This is a genomic window from Streptomyces sp. NPDC087310, from assembly GCF_044744405.1.
GTDB lineage: Bacteria > Actinomycetota > Actinomycetes > Streptomycetales > Streptomycetaceae > Streptomyces.
The window spans coordinates 1-17028 of the sequence record NZ_JBIUYF010000017.1 but is presented as its reverse complement, the minus strand read 5'-3'; the positions used below and the strand labels follow the sequence as shown (position 1 = coordinate 17028).

General features: G+C 67.6%; 16 protein-coding genes and 4 pseudogenes. 6 read left to right on the top strand and 14 right to left on the bottom strand.

Translation table 11 applies throughout. The features are described from left to right. Window positions 1-463 precede the first annotated feature (463 nt). Window positions 464-841, bottom strand: a complete 378-nt coding sequence (locus tag ACIO3P_RS38385) for a VOC family protein (protein ID WP_401855631.1) — start codon at window positions 839-841, stop codon at window positions 464-466. A 132-nt stretch (window positions 842-973) separates the two neighbouring features. Between ACIO3P_RS38385 and ACIO3P_RS38380 the strand changes: the two are divergent. Continuing rightward, window positions 974-1284: pseudogene (locus tag ACIO3P_RS38380) on the top strand (transposase); the annotation flags it as partial. A gap of 21 nt (window positions 1285-1305) precedes the next feature. Here the strand turns inward: ACIO3P_RS38380 and ACIO3P_RS38375 are convergent. Beyond that, complete coding sequence (locus ACIO3P_RS38375; RefSeq protein WP_401855628.1) at window positions 1306-2133, bottom strand: M55 family metallopeptidase; 828 nt, start codon at window positions 2131-2133, stop codon at window positions 1306-1308. A 202-nt stretch (window positions 2134-2335) separates the two neighbouring features. Between ACIO3P_RS38375 and ACIO3P_RS38370 the strand changes: the two genes are divergently transcribed. Then, window positions 2336-2830: a hypothetical protein gene (locus ACIO3P_RS38370; RefSeq protein WP_401855626.1), complete on the top strand. Its 495-nt coding sequence runs from the start codon at window positions 2336-2338 to the stop codon at window positions 2828-2830. Window positions 2831-3540: 710 nt separating this feature from the next. Here the strand turns inward: ACIO3P_RS38370 and ACIO3P_RS38365 are convergent. From ACIO3P_RS38365 to ACIO3P_RS38340, 6 genes and pseudogenes are all read right to left on the bottom strand, one after another. After that, window positions 3541-4497, bottom strand: a complete 957-nt coding sequence (locus ACIO3P_RS38365) for a hypothetical protein (RefSeq protein ID WP_401855623.1) — start codon at window positions 4495-4497, stop codon at window positions 3541-3543. Beyond that, window positions 4494-5060 carry an RNA polymerase sigma factor gene (locus tag ACIO3P_RS38360; RefSeq protein ID WP_401855621.1) on the bottom strand — a complete coding sequence of 189 codons (567 nt, stop codon included), beginning with the start codon at window positions 5058-5060 and terminating at the stop codon, window positions 4494-4496. Before ACIO3P_RS38360 ends, ACIO3P_RS38365 begins: the two co-directional genes overlap by 4 nt. An 833-nt stretch (window positions 5061-5893) precedes the next feature. Further along, window positions 5894-6568 (bottom strand): hypothetical protein, encoded by a 675-nt coding sequence (locus ACIO3P_RS38355; RefSeq protein WP_401855618.1) that lies wholly within the window; start codon window positions 6566-6568, stop codon window positions 5894-5896. Further along, entirely contained in the window at window positions 6565-7113 is a 549-nt protein-coding gene (locus tag ACIO3P_RS38350) for a sigma-70 family RNA polymerase sigma factor (RefSeq protein ID WP_329824063.1), read from the bottom strand. Before ACIO3P_RS38350 ends, ACIO3P_RS38355 begins: the two co-directional genes overlap by 4 nt. A 16-nt stretch (window positions 7114-7129) precedes the next feature. After that, complete coding sequence (locus ACIO3P_RS38345; RefSeq protein ID WP_329824062.1) at window positions 7130-7363, bottom strand: hypothetical protein; 234 nt, start codon at window positions 7361-7363, stop codon at window positions 7130-7132. Between the two features lie 450 nt (window positions 7364-7813). Beyond that, window positions 7814-8430 (bottom strand): annotated as a pseudogene (locus ACIO3P_RS38340) (LysR family transcriptional regulator). A 94-nt stretch (window positions 8431-8524) separates the two neighbouring features. Between ACIO3P_RS38340 and ACIO3P_RS38335 the strand changes: the two are divergent. Further along, window positions 8525-9266, top strand: a pseudogene (locus ACIO3P_RS38335) (SDR family NAD(P)-dependent oxidoreductase). Window positions 9267-9824: 558 nt separating this feature from the next. On the opposite strand, the gene ACIO3P_RS38330 reads toward ACIO3P_RS38335, so the two are convergent. Continuing rightward, a complete protein-coding gene (locus ACIO3P_RS38330) occupies window positions 9825-10202 on the bottom strand; it encodes a hypothetical protein (protein ID WP_401855617.1) in 378 nt (125 codons plus the stop codon). A gap of 35 nt (window positions 10203-10237) precedes the next feature. Further along, window positions 10238-10444, bottom strand: a complete 207-nt coding sequence (locus ACIO3P_RS38325) for a hypothetical protein (protein ID WP_401855614.1) — start codon at window positions 10442-10444, stop codon at window positions 10238-10240. Window positions 10445-10910: 466 nt separating this feature from the next. Between ACIO3P_RS38325 and ACIO3P_RS38320 the strand changes: the two genes are divergently transcribed. Together ACIO3P_RS38320 and ACIO3P_RS38315 are read left to right on the top strand one after the other, a co-directional pair. Continuing rightward, entirely contained in the window at window positions 10911-11972 is a 1062-nt protein-coding gene (locus tag ACIO3P_RS38320) for a hypothetical protein (protein ID WP_401855612.1), read from the top strand. A gap of 239 nt (window positions 11973-12211) precedes the next feature. Further along, complete coding sequence (locus tag ACIO3P_RS38315) at window positions 12212-12400, top strand: hypothetical protein (protein ID WP_401855610.1); 189 nt, start codon at window positions 12212-12214, stop codon at window positions 12398-12400. 950 nt (window positions 12401-13350) lie between these two features. Here ACIO3P_RS38315 and ACIO3P_RS38310 read toward each other — a convergent pair. The 4 genes from ACIO3P_RS38310 to ACIO3P_RS38295 form a co-directional block, all read right to left on the bottom strand. Continuing rightward, window positions 13351-13998 carry a histidine phosphatase family protein gene (locus tag ACIO3P_RS38310; protein ID WP_401855608.1) on the bottom strand — a complete coding sequence of 216 codons (648 nt, stop codon included), beginning with the start codon at window positions 13996-13998 and terminating at the stop codon, window positions 13351-13353. A gap of 191 nt (window positions 13999-14189) precedes the next feature. Continuing rightward, a complete protein-coding gene (locus tag ACIO3P_RS38305) occupies window positions 14190-14654 on the bottom strand; it encodes a GNAT family N-acetyltransferase (RefSeq protein WP_401855606.1) in 465 nt (154 codons plus the stop codon). 184 nt (window positions 14655-14838) lie between these two features. Then, window positions 14839-15501 carry a DedA family protein gene (locus ACIO3P_RS38300; RefSeq protein WP_401855603.1) on the bottom strand — a complete coding sequence of 221 codons (663 nt, stop codon included), beginning with the start codon at window positions 15499-15501 and terminating at the stop codon, window positions 14839-14841. Between the two features lie 419 nt (window positions 15502-15920). After that, entirely contained in the window at window positions 15921-16319 is a 399-nt protein-coding gene (locus ACIO3P_RS38295; protein WP_401795101.1) for a hypothetical protein, read from the bottom strand. Window positions 16320-16938: 619 nt separating this feature from the next. Between ACIO3P_RS38295 and ACIO3P_RS38290 the strand changes: the two are divergent. Beyond that, window positions 16939-17028 (top strand): annotated as a pseudogene (locus ACIO3P_RS38290) (IS5/IS1182 family transposase); the annotation flags it as partial.

Genomic DNA, 17028 nt, shown 5'->3' with positions numbered 1-17028 from the left:
CGGTCGTCCTGCGCTGCAATGGGAATAGAATTCACGGACTGCGGCTTGCGGTTGCTCCACGAGGCCGATCGATGAACTGGCAGAGCCGGATCCGCATCTCAGACTGAATGAGTTCAGAGAAGCTTGCGTTCGTTGTCCGGTCCTTGTGACGAGCGCCAGTGACAGGCCGCGCTTGGTGGTGATCCGAGACAATCTCGGGAAGCGGATTGCTGAGGCTGAGGCTGAAGGATGGCTCGGCGAAGTGGAAAGGCTGTCTGTCAGCCTGGATGCGGCCGACCAGAAGACCTCACAGCTTGACGAACCCGACTCACGGAAGACGTATCCGGTCTTTTTCGGATTCCCTGTTTCTCGAGCGGATCACCGGTCGCACCATCGGCAATGAGGAGCCCACGAAGTTATCCAGCTCGTGAATGAAACGCTGCTGTGGGGGGACCTGGTCGCTGACGCGCACCGGACAGGCCGTTCAACTCTTCTGATCTCTGACCAGGCAGAAGGGATGTCCGGCCGGATCTGTGAAGACCCGCCACCTGTCCTCATCCGGCTGGTGATCCGGCTTGCTGGCGCCCAGCTCCAGCAACAGGTCCTCGGTCTGGTCGAAGTCCTCGCCTGAGAAGCAGATGTGGAGTTGCTGGGGCACGGTTTGGTCGGGCCATGTCGGGGCCCGGTAATCATCGACTCGTTGAAAGCCGAGGAAGAGTCCGTCGCCGCGGTTGAGACCGGCGAAGTCAGCGTCCGATTTAGGGTGGGGTTCGAGGCCGGTGGCCTGCTGATAGAACGCGGCCAGGGCCAGCGGATCAGGACAGTCGAGTGTTATCGCGGCCAACTTCATCTGCAGGGGCACGGAGACTCCGGGTGATCGGTGGACCTGAGCGTTCGATCATGATGCTCGGATCGATGCCATGGCTTCAACCTCAATATTTCAGAGAAGTCGGGGACGACGTCCAGACGGCCGGTGTCCGCGCCGAACGCCACGCCCCGGACCCGACCCGGTCACGTCAGCGGCGACAAGGCATACAGCTCCCGCCGCAACCGACGCTACCTGCGAAGACGCCAGATCAAGCACACCATCCCCGAGCCCAAGGACCAGTGGGCCAACCGCCGGCGCCGAGGCAGCGCGGGCGGCAGACTCACCGGCTTCAGCCAAGGGCACTACCGGCGACGCAACGAGGTCGAGCGGACCATCAACCGGCTCAAGAACTACCGCGCAGTCGCCTCCCGATACGACAATCGAGCCTACGTCTTCCAGGCACCGTCACCGCCGCAGCGATCCGCCTGTGGCTCCGACCATGCTCCGCAGGACACGGCCTAGCCGGGCTTGATGCCCGCGAGTTGTACGAGCAGCAGGACCAGTCGGTAGGCGACGGCGAAGTCCGCGGCGGTGAGGGTGACCGTCCGGCCACCCTCGGCGCGTGAGACACCTGGCACGAGTGTCGCCAGGTCAACCATGTAGGGGCCGTAAAGGTCGACCTCGACCTCGAGCGGTCCGGCAAGGACAAGTGGCGAGACCGTTGCTCGCCGCGTGACCGCTTCGGCGGCCGATCGGCGCAGACGCTCTCGGGCTTCCTCAGGGTGCAGTACCACGGCGGCGGCCTGGCCGAGGGCTTGTTTGACCGCGACGGTGACAGCCGAGGGCACCAGATCACTCAGTTCGGCACAGGCGGCGTCGTCGCCACTGAGCAGTACGACCGGCACGCCCAAATGCCCGGCCATGGCAGCGTTCAGACCAATCTCGCCCAAGGAACGGCCGGCTACGCGAACGTCCAGGATGGCGTCGCTCATCGTGTGTGCCAACACGGCCGGGCCGTCGCCGGCACGGGCGTGGTAACCGACGAACAACACCGCGTCAGTGTGCTCGTCGAGCCCACCGAGCATGCCCAGGGGGCGTGGTTTTCCGCGAACCAACCGGGCCCGTCGGTCGAGTTCCTCCGGCAGCATGTTGCGGAAAGGCCCGTGAGCGTCGGCAACCCGCACCTCGGCCGTGGGCTCGGCGTCCAGGACACCCGCGATCGCGGCGTTCGCCTCGGCCGTCATCAACGCACGGCCTCGTTCATAGTCGTAGCGATCCGGATTCGTCTCGGCAGGATGCACGATCCCCGAGATGCCCTCCATGTCGACAGAGATCAGCACCTTCATACGCCGGGAGCCTATGCGCGCTGCGCGTCGGCCGACAGTGCACGTCAGGACGCCAGGCCGACCGGTCCATCCCGCGCTGAGGCTACTTCTCGCGAACATGCGCAGGTCGCAAGATCACCAACTGCTGTCCAAACCAGTAGACAGACGCTGCTGCTGAAGTGAACGAAGCCAGTGAGGAGAAGCGCTGTGCATACTGCTGGGCATGACGCCCTCGTTCGCCACACGCATACACCTGCTGGTCACCTTCGTGCTGGTGACATGCGCAACGGTCGGCGGCGCCTGCTTCGGTCTTCTCCTGGGCGGCCGGATCGCGGCCGTGACCGTCGCGGGCACGGCCGGCCTCGGAGCGGGGATCGGCTCGTTCCTCGCCCGCCGCCAGGTGCTGGCCCTCTTCCAGCCCGGGACCGTCCCGGTCGACGGATACGCCGAAGGGATCGCCGACGCCGTCCTCCTGAGCATCGCCACGTACCAGGCTGCGGTCTTCCCGCTCATCCCTGACGGGGTGAGTGACGAGGAGCGGGACGCACGCCGCACTCTCGCCTACCGGGTATCCGCCTACGACGGCCTGCCCCTGGCGGTACGGGTCTCGGCGGCCGAAGCCCTGGAAGCCGTCGACCAGGGGCTGGACGCCAAGCGGGCCCAGGCCGCGATGAAGGCACTGTCCCTTACGGTCTACGGACACCGTGGCGGCCGCTGACTCCTCCCCGCACCGCACCCGTTGGCGCCGGGGCATTCTCACGCCGTACTCCGCAACACCGCCGCCTCCCCCAGGACTGTCGGGCGCGCTCGGCTCGGGCACGGACCGTTCACAGGCTCGGATGTATGACGATCACCATCCGACCGGCCGCTGAGACCCGTCTGCACGGCCTGCTGGCACTCCACGCAGAGCTGAACCCGTGGCGGAGGTGGACGAGCGTGGCCAACAGGCGTTCGACGAAGACCAGTTTGCGTTTCGCCCCGACACCTACCGCCCTGCGACGGGGACGCGCGATGAGCACGGTCTCGTGCCGCTCCTGCCGCTCGTGCTACAACGGTTCTACCTCAGCAACGAGTTCAGCGATCACGTCGGGCGTCAACCCTGTGATCCGCTGACTACGGACGATTACCGCATGAGCCCGGTTCCCGCCGCACAGACCATGATCAACGAACCGTCTCCACGTGCCACCGCCAACCATGCACGAGCTCGTTGGACGATGTGCCTCATGTGCTCGTTACCCATGGGCACAGCGCCCGCGCTCGGCAGGCGATATCCGAGTCACGGTCGTGGCTGGACGTGCCCTCGGTCTGCGGTCCCCCACGCTGCACACGGCGGGGGGCCTCGCCGTCTCCGGCTCAGTCTGCCGCCACTTCCCCGTAGGCCAAGTCCGGCCGCCCCTGGGTTCCAGGCGCGATGCCGCCATGGCCGGCTCAGAAGTCGGCGGACACAGAGCGGTTGTGAGACTGCGCTCCTATGACGAAAACTCCTGCTCCGGTTTCGGCCGCCAGGGACGATCTCCAGATCCGGTCGTGCCATTCAGCCGGCCACGCTGTGGTGCTGTCCCACCGGACGCCTTCCAGATCGACCCTGTCGAGGTCCACGGACCGAAGGTCCGCGCCGCAGAATTCTGTACTCGCCCGGCCGATCTCGGCCACCACAGCGGCAAGGGCAGCCGCCTCTCGATGTGCCAGGTCAAGATCGTCAGCAAGGTCCAGAGCCACTTCGGCCGCGCCCAGCCACGAGACATCTCCCGCGAGCAGTTGTGGCAGCAACTCCGTGTCCAGCAACTGCTGGGCGCTTTCCACCACGGTCCTCAGGCGCAGAGCGCAGGTGGACAGCCTGTGGACGACTGTCTCCAGATAGTCGAATCCCACGACAGCCGGGGGCGGTACGGACGAATCCGGTAGCGCTCGAACACTGGCAATACGAGCGCTCATCCGTGTGATCTGGCGGCATGTGTCCGGTGGCAACCGCTCCGTCTCCAGATCCGTGCTGAGACGTTGGATGCGCTCCAGAGCGTCGCGCAGTATCTGTGCCAAGTCCCCAGGCCAGTAGGTGCGCGAGACACGCAAAGCATCTGCGCGGTATTTCAGCCGCACCGATGCAGGCCGGTGCACCAGCTTGCCCCATCCGTCCTGCGCGCTCCCCTGCGGCGCCGGCAGAGGACTGTGCCCGGGCTGCTTCCTCTTCCCCGCCAGACGCCGGGCGACGGCTGTAGCCGTCTGCCGGTGGGCGGACGCCAGCAGCCGTCCCAGCGCCCGGTCCGGATCGTGCAGCTCCGGGGGGCCGCCCTTGCTCGTCAACGCGTCGTGGACCACTATCCCCAACTGCTCATGCGCACGCGCCAACAGCAGGTCGAGCTGTTCATCTGGGCTGTGCCTGCTCATGACTCCTCCTTTCCGGCAGCGTCGGATCCCTCCAAGCGGAGTTGCACCTTCAGTGTCGCTCTCGCCCGCGACAGGTTCTGGCGGGCCGCTTCAGCGGTGATCCCCATGGCCTCCGCGCTCTCCTGCGTGGTGAACCCGTCCATCGTCCAGGCCAGCACCGCACGCTGCTTGGCCGGCAGGAGCTGCAGCAGTTCCATGACACGCCGCTCCTCCACGCCGAGCTCCGCAGCATGCGCAGGGGTGTGCCAGTTGGCCATCGGTTCCGGGACGTCTGCGACGCTGTCCTCATGGCGCACCTGCTGCCGCAGCAGAGAGCGCCAGGCCACTTTCCGCAGCCATGCCTTGGGATGGCGGATGCGGATACCAGGCCGGCACATTTGCGTGAAGGCGTCCTGAGCCGCGTCCTGAGCCTCGTTCCAGCTCGCCCCCTGATACAGCAGGAAGCGGACGAGCCCGGGGTACTCGGCATGGTGCAGGTCCTCTGCCAGCTCTCGCCCCTGCAGAACCGGAAGTGCGACATGTGTCTCGCTGACGGGCAGTTCAACGCTCGGCGCGTCCTCCATGACCGCTCACCCCAGCCCCGCCGCGCGGGGGATCAGATGTATGCCGTCCGCCCGCCCTGTCCGGAGCCGTGCCGTCAGGCCCGTTACGGCCCGGCGCAAAGCAGCACGTTCATCTCGTCTGCGAGGCAACACCTGTTCCACCTAATCCCCCTGATGCTCGTTCAGCGATGCCACAGAACGGGCATCTAGCTTCTAGTGCGTCGAGGGAGCCAATGTGTGACATCGCCCAAGGAGCCACAGGTGGAAGTGTGGAGATGCGCCCGCGTCCTGCGGGACGCCAGGGAGGGTTGAGGTGCGAGGAGCCCCTCCAAGGAAGGGCCGGCAAGAGGCTCCAGGAGTCCGGTCTTCCCTGTTGTCGGGCCCACTTCAGAGGTCGTGGTGCGGGACGCATGGCCGACGCTGCCGAGATGAAGATGATCTGTAATGCCGAACCTCTGGTGTCTTCCACAGCAACAGCTCAGTGCCCCGCCGGCTCCAGTTCGTGAGCCCTCCGCTCTCCAGTCGTCACTTCGAACGCCGCCCTGCACACCGAGCGGGCGGTGAAGTCCGACCCACCCGCGGGCCCTCGCCCACCTGGAGAAACCCCGATCGGCCCTCGCGCCCGGCGGCCGACGATGCTCCGCGTAACTGCTGCCACGTACAGCCCGGCGTAGCCACGATCACCGTCGCAGGCCGCGCCTCCCGGTCACCATGACGCGCCGACCACGCTTCGAGGTCGGCTTCGATTTCTCGCGGAGCCTGCTCCCAACGCCTACGGACTCCATCGGTACGGGGCGAGAGAGCGAGCCCTCGCCCCGTCAGCCGCAGAAGGAGAGATCACTCTCTTGCTCAACTCAGAGGACGGAGGCCGTAGTGGAGCATTCGGTGTCGTTGAAGATGTGGGTGATGCTGTCGCGGGTCCATCTCAGGAGCAGGATGAGCATTTCCGCGGTCGAGATGAGGCGTTCACCGACTTGATGCGCCTTGGGGTGGCTGGTGACGTGCAGGGCATGCTGGAACGCGGCGCGGAAGTTGCTGATGTCCGCGACGGCTCGACTGTGCAGGGCCATGGCCTCCTCGCGTCCGAGATCCCGGCGGAGGAGTCCGTTCTTGAGCCGGGCCAAATCGGTGTTGCACTCGGCGAGAAAGTCGGAGGCCAGTCCCCAGGGGATGCGCATGCTGTCGGGCAGTAGTGCCCGGCCCACCACGGTCATGGTGCGTGTGGTGGTGATGGCCTTGTCCAGTTGATGGGGCAGGGCATACAGGCTTCGCAGGGCAAGCCAGGGGGCGATGCTGTCGGCTGCCTCGCGCAGGGCCTCGTCGAGGTGTCCCCAGTGCCCGTTGTCAGCCTCGTGGTCGGTGACGGCTTCGGGCACCACAGCCGCCGCGAAAATTGCTGCGCAGCCGGCGTCGAGGTCGATCGCGGCCTCGGCACGTTCCAGCGTCTCGGTGTCCGCGGCGGCCAGCCAGTCGTCGAACGCGGTGTCGTCTTCCGCGTCGGTCTTCGTAGTGGGGGTCGCCTTGCTCACTCTGTGCCTTCCTTCATCGATTGCCATGCCTGTTTGAGGTGTTTACGGGCTCGGGCCAAGTTCTGGCGTACCGCCTCTGGGCTGATGCCCAGGTGTTCGGCCGTCTCCTGTGCGGAGAACCCGTCGTAAGTCCAGGCGAAGGCTTGACGCTGGCGCATCGGCAGAGAGGCGAGGATTTCCAGTACGAGTGCCTCCTGGGTTCCCAGTTCCGCTGTTTCGGCGGGGCACAGGCCGCCGGGGCGGTCGGGAAGATCCTCTTGCGCGTGTTCGCGCTGACCTCTTTGTTTGAGCAACTGCCGGTAGGCGACCCGACGCAGCCACGCCTGGGGACGGTTGATGGTCTCCCAGCTCTCCCAGGCCAGGGCGAATGCGGCTTGTGCGGCTTCGGTGGCCTCGTGTCTGTTGGCGCCGTGCCGCATGACGAAGACGGTCAGCCGGGGCATGAGGTCGCGGTAGTGGTGAGCGAAGTCCGCCCTGGCCTGCGAGCTGGCGGGAAAGAGTGAGGCCGGTACCTGGACGAGCAGGCCGGACTGGATGTGCGGCACGGGGGCCGGTCTTGCCTCACTCATCGGCACCGCCGGGACGGGAGGTGGAGGGGCCTATACGGATAATGACCCTGCTGCGGTCGGCGCGCTGCTCGGACAGGAGACTGCCGGGTGGCAGCGCTCTGACACGGCTGCTGATGCCGGACTCGCTCAGCCGTGCGAGTTGCACGGCTGCCCGCGCCCGCAGCCATACGTGCAGCACGCGCACCGCACAGGCGCCGATCCCTGCTATCAGGGAGGTCACCGCCATAGCATCCATGATCGGCCTTCCGCTCGCGCCCTTGCCTGGGAAAGGGGTGTTGGCAACTGACGGAACGTAGTGCGATCAGGGCAGCCAGGTGTGACGTTTCTTCGGCCCGTTCCTTTCGAGCAACGTGCTTACAAAAGAGCCGCGTTGTACAGATCCGCAGCTCAGAATGGATGCTTCAGCAGGTGCGGAGCGGCGAGAGTGACACACAGCACATCACTCGCCGTCTGCACTACGCCCGCGAAGGAAAGGTCACTCGACGGTAGCCCGAGCGGTAGAACGAGCAGGCGTGGTGCCTGACCGTCATGACGAACGCCGCATTTTGCCGGTATACGGAGTACATGGGCCTGGCCGTCGGCGGGCTGCGCAAGGTCGGCCGCGATGTGGACGCCGATTGAGCTGCCGATTGCTTGACCGGGGCTGCCGTTGGATGGCCACCCTCGTAGTTCGAGTTCAAAGACGTGTTGCGACGCGGATCAGGTCAGCAACTGTACGAAGGCGGCTGTGCGGCGGCCAGGCGATCACCGTTGTCACGGGCGGAGCGTCCAGGACCGGCACGGCGGCGAGGTCTGGGCGCAGGTCGGCGCCGGCCGACTCGGGAATGACCGCGGTGGTACGGCCGAGCGCGATCATCTGGAAGAGCTCTGTCAGGTTCCGTACCTCTGCGCCGGGCCCTTCCGGGTAGTTGCCGCCGGGACCGGGCCAGCGAGCCATCGGGAGCGCCGGCCGTGCGGTGACGTCGGCCATCCGGACCGGGGAGCGGTCGGCGAGCGGGGAGCGGTCGGCAAGCGGGTGCGAGGCCGGCAGGATCGCGACCTGCCCCTCGGTGTACAGGGCTTCGGTGTCGAGGCCGGCTGCTGAGTCGCAGGGCAGATTCAGCAGTGCCACGTCGACCTGCCCGTCGTGCAGCAACCGCTGGTGCGTTCCAGCAGTGCGATGCCGAGCCGCCGTTCGAGCTGGGTGACCGTGCGCGACAGGGGCGGCTGGGCCATCCCGAGGCGCTGGGCAGCCTTGCCGAAATGCAGCTCCTCGGCGGCGGCGACGAAGTACCGCAGCTCGCGTATTTCCATGAGCACAGGCTAAGGGCGGGCAGATGCCTGATCGATACCGCCCGGGTATCGCTGCACTACCGGGAGGGTGTTGGTGCCCGATCGCGGGGCGGGCATGCTCGCTGTCGTGAGCGAGAAGACGATCGCGCTGATTACCGGCGCGAACAAGGGCATTGGCTACGAGATCGCGGCCGAGCTGGGTGCACGCGGCTGGAGTGTCGGTGTCGCCGCCCAGGATGAGCAGCGCCGCCAGGACGCCGTGGCGAAGTTGCGCGCGGCCGGTGCCGACGCGTTCGGCGTATCCCTGGACGTGACCGACGACGGGAGCGTGACCGCCGCGGTCCAACTGATCGAGGAGCGGGCAGGACGGCTCGACGTGCTGGTCAACAACGCCGGCGCTGTCGGCGGCTGGCCGCAGGAACCCACGGCCATCGACCTCAAGACCGTGCGACGGCTGGTGGAGACCAACGTCATCGGCGTCATCAGGATCACCAACGCGATGCTTCCGCTGCTTCGCCGTTCGGCGCACCGGCGGGATCGTCAACCAGTCCAGCCACGTCGGCTCCTTGACACTACAGACCACTCCCGGCGTCGACCTCGGGGGGGGGATCAGCGGGGGCTACGCGCCGACGAAGACCTACCTCAACGCCGTCACCATCCAGTACGCGATGGAGCTGAGCGGCACCAACATCCTGATCAACAACGCCTGCCCTGGTTATGTGGCCACCGACCTCAACGGATTCAGCGGGACCCGGACCCCCGAGCAGGGCGCGGCCATCGCCATCAAGCTGGCGACCCTGCCGGACGACGGCCCTTCCGGCCAACCGTTCGATGACAACGGGGTCGTGCCCTGGTGACCTGACCTCTCGGATATATCCTCGTCGATCGGGCCGCCGCCGGTCGGACCCACGTGCACTCCGCGAAGATCGCTGTCGCTGGGCTGGACGACGTCCCATGGCTTTACGCAGCCCAGGCTGGGTATTCGGTCCAACGCCGGATCGGTGACTCAGGTGCGAAGCCCGTCTTCTGCTCGGCGCGGGCGTTGTGCCAGCGTATGTAGGCCGCGATGGCGGCGTTCTGCTCGTCGTGCGTGCGGTGGTCCGTGCCGTTGAGCGCGAAGTGGCGCAGCGCGGCAAACTCAAGGACTCGATCCAGTTCAGCCAGAGCCGTAGGCGGGTAGGAAGACCGGCTCGATGTCGTTGATGTCGTTGTCGGCGGCCCGGGTGCGGACCTCGGCGTGCTGGTGCGGGGAGAAGTTGTCCAGTACGACGTACAGCTTCTCCTTGGGCCAGCGGGCTCGCAGCGCCTTCAGCAGGCCGAATGTCTCGTACCACTGCTCGCTTGCGCTCGCGGATGCGGTGGCAAGTCTTGCCGGTGGCCGGATCGAGAGCGGCGAGCATGTGCATCACGCCGTCCTAGCGGTCGTAGGTGGCCCTCAGCCGGCGCGGAGCACGAAGTGGCCTCCATGCTTTGCCCTTGCGCGGTTGGAGACCGAGCGGGCCGAACTCGTCCACGCAGACCACCCGGCCGTCAACGGGCGGCATGTCGTAGAGCTCCAGGAACCGATGCATCTTGGCGATGAAAGCCGAGTCGGTGGATGCCTTCCATGTGGTCGTCGTCTGCCAGGAGACCTTGCCCTCGCGCAGGATCCGACGCAAGGTCTCCCGGCTGAGGGCGACGACCTTGTGCTTGACCAGGTGCTCGGCGAGCTTGGCCAGGCTCCAGGTGGAGAACGCTTGGATGCCCCAGTCACCGGGGGACGTTCGGGCGATCAGGCAGATGCGCTCGCGCACCTGGTCACCGATCTTCTTCGGCCGCCCCGGCTCCATTATGGGTCCAGCGCGTCGAGCCCCTGCTCGTTGCAGACGTGGATGACATCGCGCACGTAGTCATCACCGACCTGCAGCAACGAGGTGATGACCTCTACCGGCTGCCCCTGCGCGGACATCAGCACCACGATCGCTCGCCGCAGCCTCGCCGGGTCCTTCGACGTCCGGCTGATCCGCTGAAGCCGCCGCCCCTCCCCCATGCTCACCGATCGGACGAACTGTCCCGGGCGACACCCCACGTCCACCTCCAAGAGCAAGTCCCGGAGGCAGCCGTAAAGGGGGATCATGGTCGCGGACCAGCCGACGGACCGAGGGGACCGACGGAGACATGGGGGAGAATCATGGTCGCGTTCCACGCGTCCGCGTTGGACGGAGTCGCCCACACCCCTGCGCTGCCGACACCGTTGCTGCTGCGCTTGCTCGCCTTCGACGGAGGCGGTGACGGTCCGCCCCAGCACGCCCTTCAGCGGTCTGGGCTTCCCGAGCCGGCCGTCGCGGTGATCCTGGCTCACTCGAACCCGGGCGCTCGGATCGACTTCGCGATGAGCGCCAGGGCCGAGCCCGCGCAGCGGGCCCGGCTCGCGGACGCCCCCTCCCCCAAGGTGCGGGCCGCTCTCGCGTACGGACCCGAGTGGCACGACCCGCGTACGACGGTCGCGCCGCTGCCGGACCATGTGTGCGCCCACCTGCTCGACGACCCCGACCCTTCCGTACGGTCGGCCCTGCTGGACTCGCCCCACCTGGCGCCGTCGTTCGTCGCCTCGCTGGCCGCGCACCGCGATCCGGCCGCGCGCCGACGCGCGGTGCGCGTATGGAAGATGCTGCCGCCGTGCGAGCGGTCGGCGCTGCTGGCCCGACCCCGATCCCGAGGTACGGCAGGCCGCAGCGCTGTGGGAGTGCCGACGGGACGCACGCGTCACCGCCGAACTCCTCCGCGATCCGAAGTCCGCCGCCGAGGCGCTGCGCCGTGGGCTCCTCCACCGCGCCGACGCCGAGCGGTGCGTCGCCGAGCGGACGCATCTGGCCGCTCTCGCCGAGAACCCGTCGCTGCCCGCCGACCTCGTGGAGCAGCTCGCCGTCGACGCCGACGAGACCGTACGGCTCGCGGTCTCCCTCAGGCCGGAACTGGACGATTCACGACGCATGTTGATCGACTTCACGGTGGAGGCCCTCGCCAGGGAGGACGTGGAGTGGGTACGGGACAGGCTCGCCGACCCCGAGGTGCTGCGACGGGCCGCGACCTCCGCCCACCCGCTGCTCCGGCGCGCCGTCGCGCAGAGCCCCCACCTGCCGTCCGACCTCCTGCGCCTGCTCGTGCGTACCGAGGACCCGCTGGTGGAGGACCTCCTGGGCATGCGCCACCCCGACACCCCGGAGGAGGTCCTGATGCGTGTGTACGCGCGGCTCGGTGGCACGTTCTCCGCCTGGATGGCGGAGACGCACCCCCGCTTCCCCCGAGAGGGCCTCGCCGCACGCTACGCGGACCACCCGGACGGCAACTACCGGCGACTGGCCGTCCGGGACCCGGCCGCCACACCCGCGCTGATCGAACGGCTGAGCCATGACCCCGCGGTCTGGACACGCCAGGCGGCGGCCGGCGACCCGCGCCTCCCGCTCCGCCGGCTCCGCGAGGCGCTTCATGTCCCTGAACTGGCCGCCGGCGCGGGTGCCAACCCGGCGCTCCCCGAGGACGAGATGGCCGCCGTCCTGGACCGGGCCGGCGTTTCTGCCTGACCGCCGGACAGAACCACCCCGTCCTGCGCCGCTCCCCTACGGCTCGTCCGGGCGGGCCCCCGAGCAGGAATCCAGGCGCTCCCGGCGAGGATGTCCCACGAGGCGTACGGGCGGGTGCTCTGCACGCTGCCCGAGGGGACGGGAGGAACTGGCGGCAGGGATGAAGGACCATCTGCCCGACGTGCCACTGCTGCTGGGCCCGGCGGTGGGGAAAGTAGGGCACCTGACCGCCAATTGAGGTGGCCGGAGCGTTCCTCGCGCTGCTCGCCGCGTTCGCCGACGCACTCGACCGCGCGGCCGGCTCACGCCCCGGACCAGGGATCGAGGCGCTGGGCGAACTCGGGCAGGAGCGCGGTCCTCCATCCGCTTTCGAGAGCCCATGCGGCGGCGACCACGAGATGCGGTCCGAGGCGGCGCTGACAATCTGACGGGGCGCCGGGACCGGAGCGCAGCAGTTCGTGTGTCCACGGTGAGCCGGGGCGTACCTGGCGGCCGCAGTGTCGTTGAGAAGGGCCATGGAGTTGGGCAGCGCCGACCCGGGCGTCGAGCAGCGCGCCGCCGTGGTGGCAGATGCGGCGTGTGTGCCGGCCGATACGGTCACACCGGGGAACTGGAGGGAGGGCGCTGTCAGGGAGGGCGCTGTCGAGGACGTGGCCGACGCGATCGACACGCTCGCCGCAGCGCTCGCGGACATCGCCCCGGTAGACCGCGCGTATTCTCGCCACGGTGTCGGCCGCCACCGCACGCACTGCAGAGGCTGTTCTCGCCGGCCACGGACGAGAACGTCGCCGCGGCGCCCGCGCCCCGGTCCGACCGACTGTGACGGCGGGGGCTCGGCCCCGGTTGGACGGGAGTCCGGACGGGACCGGGCAGCGACCGGCGCGGGCGGCAGAGACGCGACCTCCGACAGCGACCCGGCAGTTGAGCGACAGGAGGATCCGGATTCCCTGACGCAGGGCGGGCCCGCCATAGGGCTCGCCGCCGATGTCCGCGGCATCACGATCGCGGTCCGGGCGAACACCATGCCCGGCTCTTCAGGCCGCCGCCCAGGGAGAGGTGTGCGTCATCAGCCCGGAGGCCGGCGGCACGTGCTGCTGGTACAGCTCGGTGACCACGCTGGTCCAGTCCTCACCCGCCGAACTCATGGTCGGCCGCCCCTGGAGGGGGGACCGGTGCTGCCCGCCAGGTCTGCGACGCACTCCCGTCCGTACGAACCGGGGTACGCGTAGTTTCGTTCACTTTCAGCAGCAGCGTTTGTCCGGCACTTCGGGCAGCGGATGGAGGGCGGTGGGTTCCGGAACGTTCACAAGAAATGACATCGGTGCAAGGGACCAACGGCCCGCCGCCTGTGGGGGGGCGGGCCGTCGAGCGGGCCGGGTCAAGGTCGGCCGGGTTGGGCGGGGTCGAGATGACGGGTGTCACCGAGGCTGACGACTTGGCGGTTGTGGAAGAAGTCGTCTTCGCGCAGCGTGGTGATGCTGCCGGAGGGAGCCCGGAAACTGGCGTAGCCCGCCGACTCGATCGGCATCTTGATCCAGGACGCGACGACGCACGTCAGAGAGCCGCCGTGCGTCACGATGATCTGGTGCTCGCAAGGGCTCCGCAGAATCTCGTCCATGGCCGCGTAGATGCGCTGCGCCCACGCCGCCTTGGTCTCCGCACCCTCCACACCCTCGTCGTGGTGCATCCGCTCCCCGACAGCGGGCGGGGGGACGAAGCGCCGGTCCAGCCACTCCTGGGGCTTTCCTCCCGCCTCACCGTAGGACTTCTCCCGTAGCCTGTGATCCAGGACTGGCTTCACTCCAAACAGCTCGGCCACCTCCTCGGCCGTCCGCGCCGTGCGCTCCAGATCCGAGGAGAACAGCTCCACCTCGGCACCGTCCGGGATCTGAGCCCGCAACGCCTGAGCGATGGAGACCGCCGCACGGACCCCGACGGGCGTCAGCCGCGAGTCATGCCATCCCCCGACGACTCCCTCGACATGATGCGTCGCCTCCGGATGAGTGACGACGTAAAGAGTGCGCATGAGTGCGTGCCCTCCTGTAGGTAGCGTCCGGCTTGGTTGCAAGCCGCGACTATGGAAGAGACCGTTCAGCACCACCAAGCGGGTCTTCGGCTCGTGCTCGGGTGCCGGCGAGGCGTCCGGCCCGGCAGCGACGCCGTCCGGTTGCTGGAACACCTCCGCACTGAACGGTCCAAGCCGAGGCAGTCGCGCTCTCAGTCCAGTTCCCACATACCCACCGTTTGATCACCGCTGGTCTCGCCCGTCGGCCGGAAACCGAGCGCCAGGTAGAAGCCTGTGGGGCCATCGGGTCCGGGATGCCAGGTGGTCGTCAGGTGTGTACCGCCTCGACGCCGGATCTCGGCGGCTACGGACTCCACCGCGAAGCGTCCGTAGCCCCGACCTTGTTTTCCATCCGCGATGTTGAGACGCCAGAGTCCGGAGCGGAAGTCGGTGCCTTTGCCGGTCCAGTCGATGTGGAAGAAGGCCATGAGGAACCCGACTGTCTCGTCGTCCTCGCAGATGAGCCGGGGCCAGGCGATGCCGGGGTGGACGTATGCCTCGGCGAGCGACTTCACCACGGGGGCCACCAGGTGCTCCTGGTCGGGGCGGACCCTCAGGTTGATCGCGGACTCGAAGTTGTCAGGGGTGATCTTCTGCAGGTGCAGCGAAGCTGGCATGTCCGCACTTTAAGCAGGCACTGCAAGTAGTTTTCGCAGCGTGTTGCCCCATGGTCAGCCGACGGGCCTCTGCTCCTTGGCCCAGTTATCGGTTGTCGGTTGTCGGTTGTCGGTACGGAGGCTTTTGCAGGTCGGGTGGGGCAGCCGAGGCAAGATCGTTCGTCCGGGGTGGGGACGGGGCCGGTCACGGCGTACGGCGGTGCTGCGCGGAACCGCGGGAGCGTAGACGGACCACGAGGTAGAGGACCAGGGCCGCGACGACCAGGACGAGGATGACCTTGCTGATGATGCCGACGTAAGTCTCGACGAGGTCCCACTGGTCACCCAGCCAGTAGCCGGACAGTACGAGCACGGAGTTCCAGATCAGGCTGCCCAGGGTGGTGAGCAGCAGGAAGATCGGCATGGGCATACGTTCCAGGCCGGCCGGCACTGAGATGAGGCTGCGGAAGATCGGCACCATACGGCCGAAGAAGACGGCCTTGGTGCCGTGCTTGGCGAACCACTTCTCCGTTCGTTCCAGGTCGGACGACTTGACCAGCGGCAGCCTGGCCCAGATCGCGTACATGCGCTCCCGGCCGAAGAGGACGCCGATCCAGTAGAGGACGGCGGCTCCGACCACCGAGCCGAGCGTGGTCCAGAACAGGGCCGAGAACAGGCTGATGACGCCTTGTCCGGCCGCGAAGCCGGTCAGTGGCAGGATCACCTCGCTGGGCAGCGGCGGGAAAAGGTTCTCCAGGGCGATGGCGAGGCCCGCGCCGGGGCCGCCCATGGTGTCCACGAGGTCGGCTGCCCACCCCGCGATGCCGCCGGCGGGTTCCTGGGGCAGAGCCAGGCGCATAAGGTCCATTCGAAAGTCTCCAGGCTGTGGGGCGGTCGCCGCGGGCCGATGCCGCGATCCACTGACCGGGCTGGAAACCGAAGGTCAGCGCCGGTGTGAGGATTGCCGCCGAACTGGTACGGATCTCCGCACGTCGTGCCCTGCGGTTCTCCGCAGGGCACGGTGTGTGACGGTGGTCCCCGGGCGGTCTACTACCCGGGCTGGGTCACCTGGCCGCAGGCCCGGGTAGTGACACCCTTGGACTGCGCCAACGCCGCCTCGAACAGGGGTAGTTCACCTTTGCGGTCAAACCAGGGGCCGTCAGGGCCAGCGGCGAGAACTCGGCTGTCATGGCCAGGAGGGGAAGCGGGCGAACGGACCGTACAGCGTGCTGCCAGACGGGCCACGTATGACCTGCGTTCTGGTGAGCGGACCGCATCTGCCAGGTCCTATTCGTTGAACGATCCAGAGCCGTCGCAGTAGACGTCCCCAATTATGCCGGTCGGATACTTCCCCCCGCAGATGACCATGATGTATTCGCCACCGTTTCCGATGTTGTGACCCTTCCTGTCACACCCGGCGTCGCCGCCGTCCTCGGTCGTCATCACACGCTTCCAGCCGTCGGTGCTGACGTACGAGTTGTAGAAGAGCGCGCCGTACACGCTCTCCCCGTTGGCCCAGGTGTCGCAGATCTCGAAGATGTCGCCGTCGTCGATGAAGGTCATCTTCCCTCCGTCGACCGCGACGCTCATGTTCGCCATGGTCCCGACATCGTCCGTCTGTACGGCTATGGCCGGATACGCCGATGCGACCAGCATCGTGGCGGTGGCTGCACCCACTGTGGCCATGCGGGCGAGATTGGACCTGAACATTGAATCCCCCTTGTACGGGCCGCAGTTCGCAGCCCCTTGAGTGAAGAACATTGCCATAATTTTGCAATCCCCGCCAAACGTTCCGACCGAGCGTGTGGCGCCGCCGTCTGCGTGCGCGAGTCCCCGGGAGCCTGTCGGCCGTCCGATCGGGGCAGGGGCGTTGCCGTGTCCCTACCGCGGCTGGTCAAGCGCCATTACCTCGGTACCGGGCAGTCGGAGGAACCGGCCCGCCGCGGTGTTGCCAGCCTCGATGACCCGGGTCTGCTCCAGACGGTCGTCGTCGCCAAGGCCGACGGCTGTGGGCGCAGGTTGAGTTGGCCGGAGTCCGGGGCGTGGCCGGCGGCGGGGCGTCCGGTCGGCTCAGGGGCAATGCCGTCCACCGACTCCGCAGCGTCGCGCCGGAGGCCGGGGGCTCCCAGGCCCCCTCAGTGACCAGCGTGCCGATCGGCGTGGCTCATCGGCTCACGGCCATCGCGCCGCACCGTACAAATGCGGCTTCGACTTCGCCGTACAACCGCTGCCGTTCTTCCGTGCCGCCTCGAACGCGGCCCCTAAAGGGTGTTGCAGAAGGCTCAGTTCTGGGCATTTTGTCTGTATGGGTGGGGTGTTGCGGGCTGAGCCGGTCTGGGTGGAGACGTTCACGGGCTTGCGGATGGATCGGTTCGCCAAGCTGGTGAAGGCGGTG

What these genes read in the sequence shown, in the direction of transcription:
- ACIO3P_RS38365 (WP_401855623.1), bottom strand. Translation starts at nt 4,497, where the DNA reads ATGAGCAGGCACAGCCCAGATGAACAGCTCGACCTGCTGTTGGCGCGT.
- ACIO3P_RS38370 (WP_401855626.1), top strand. Translation starts at nt 2,336, where the DNA reads ATGACGCCCTCGTTCGCCACACGCATACACCTGCTGGTCACCTTCGTG.
- ACIO3P_RS38295 (WP_401795101.1), bottom strand. Translation starts at nt 16,319, where the DNA reads ATGGCCACAGTGGGTGCAGCCACCGCCACGATGCTGGTCGCATCGGCG.
- ACIO3P_RS38300 (WP_401855603.1), bottom strand. Translation starts at nt 15,501, where the DNA reads ATGGACCTTATGCGCCTGGCTCTGCCCCAGGAACCCGCCGGCGGCATC.
- ACIO3P_RS38320 (WP_401855612.1), top strand. Translation starts at nt 10,911, where the DNA reads ATGTGTGCGCCCACCTGCTCGACGACCCCGACCCTTCCGTACGGTCGG.
- ACIO3P_RS38360 (WP_401855621.1), bottom strand. Translation starts at nt 5,060, where the DNA reads ATGGAGGACGCGCCGAGCGTTGAACTGCCCGTCAGCGAGACACATGTC.
- ACIO3P_RS38305 (WP_401855606.1), bottom strand. Translation starts at nt 14,654, where the DNA reads ATGCCAGCTTCGCTGCACCTGCAGAAGATCACCCCTGACAACTTCGAG.
- ACIO3P_RS38310 (WP_401855608.1), bottom strand. Translation starts at nt 13,998, where the DNA reads ATGCGCACTCTTTACGTCGTCACTCATCCGGAGGCGACGCATCATGTC.
- ACIO3P_RS38345 (WP_329824062.1), bottom strand. Translation starts at nt 7,363, where the DNA reads ATGGCGGTGACCTCCCTGATAGCAGGGATCGGCGCCTGTGCGGTGCGC.
- ACIO3P_RS38375 (WP_401855628.1), bottom strand. Translation starts at nt 2,133, where the DNA reads ATGAAGGTGCTGATCTCTGTCGACATGGAGGGCATCTCGGGGATCGTG.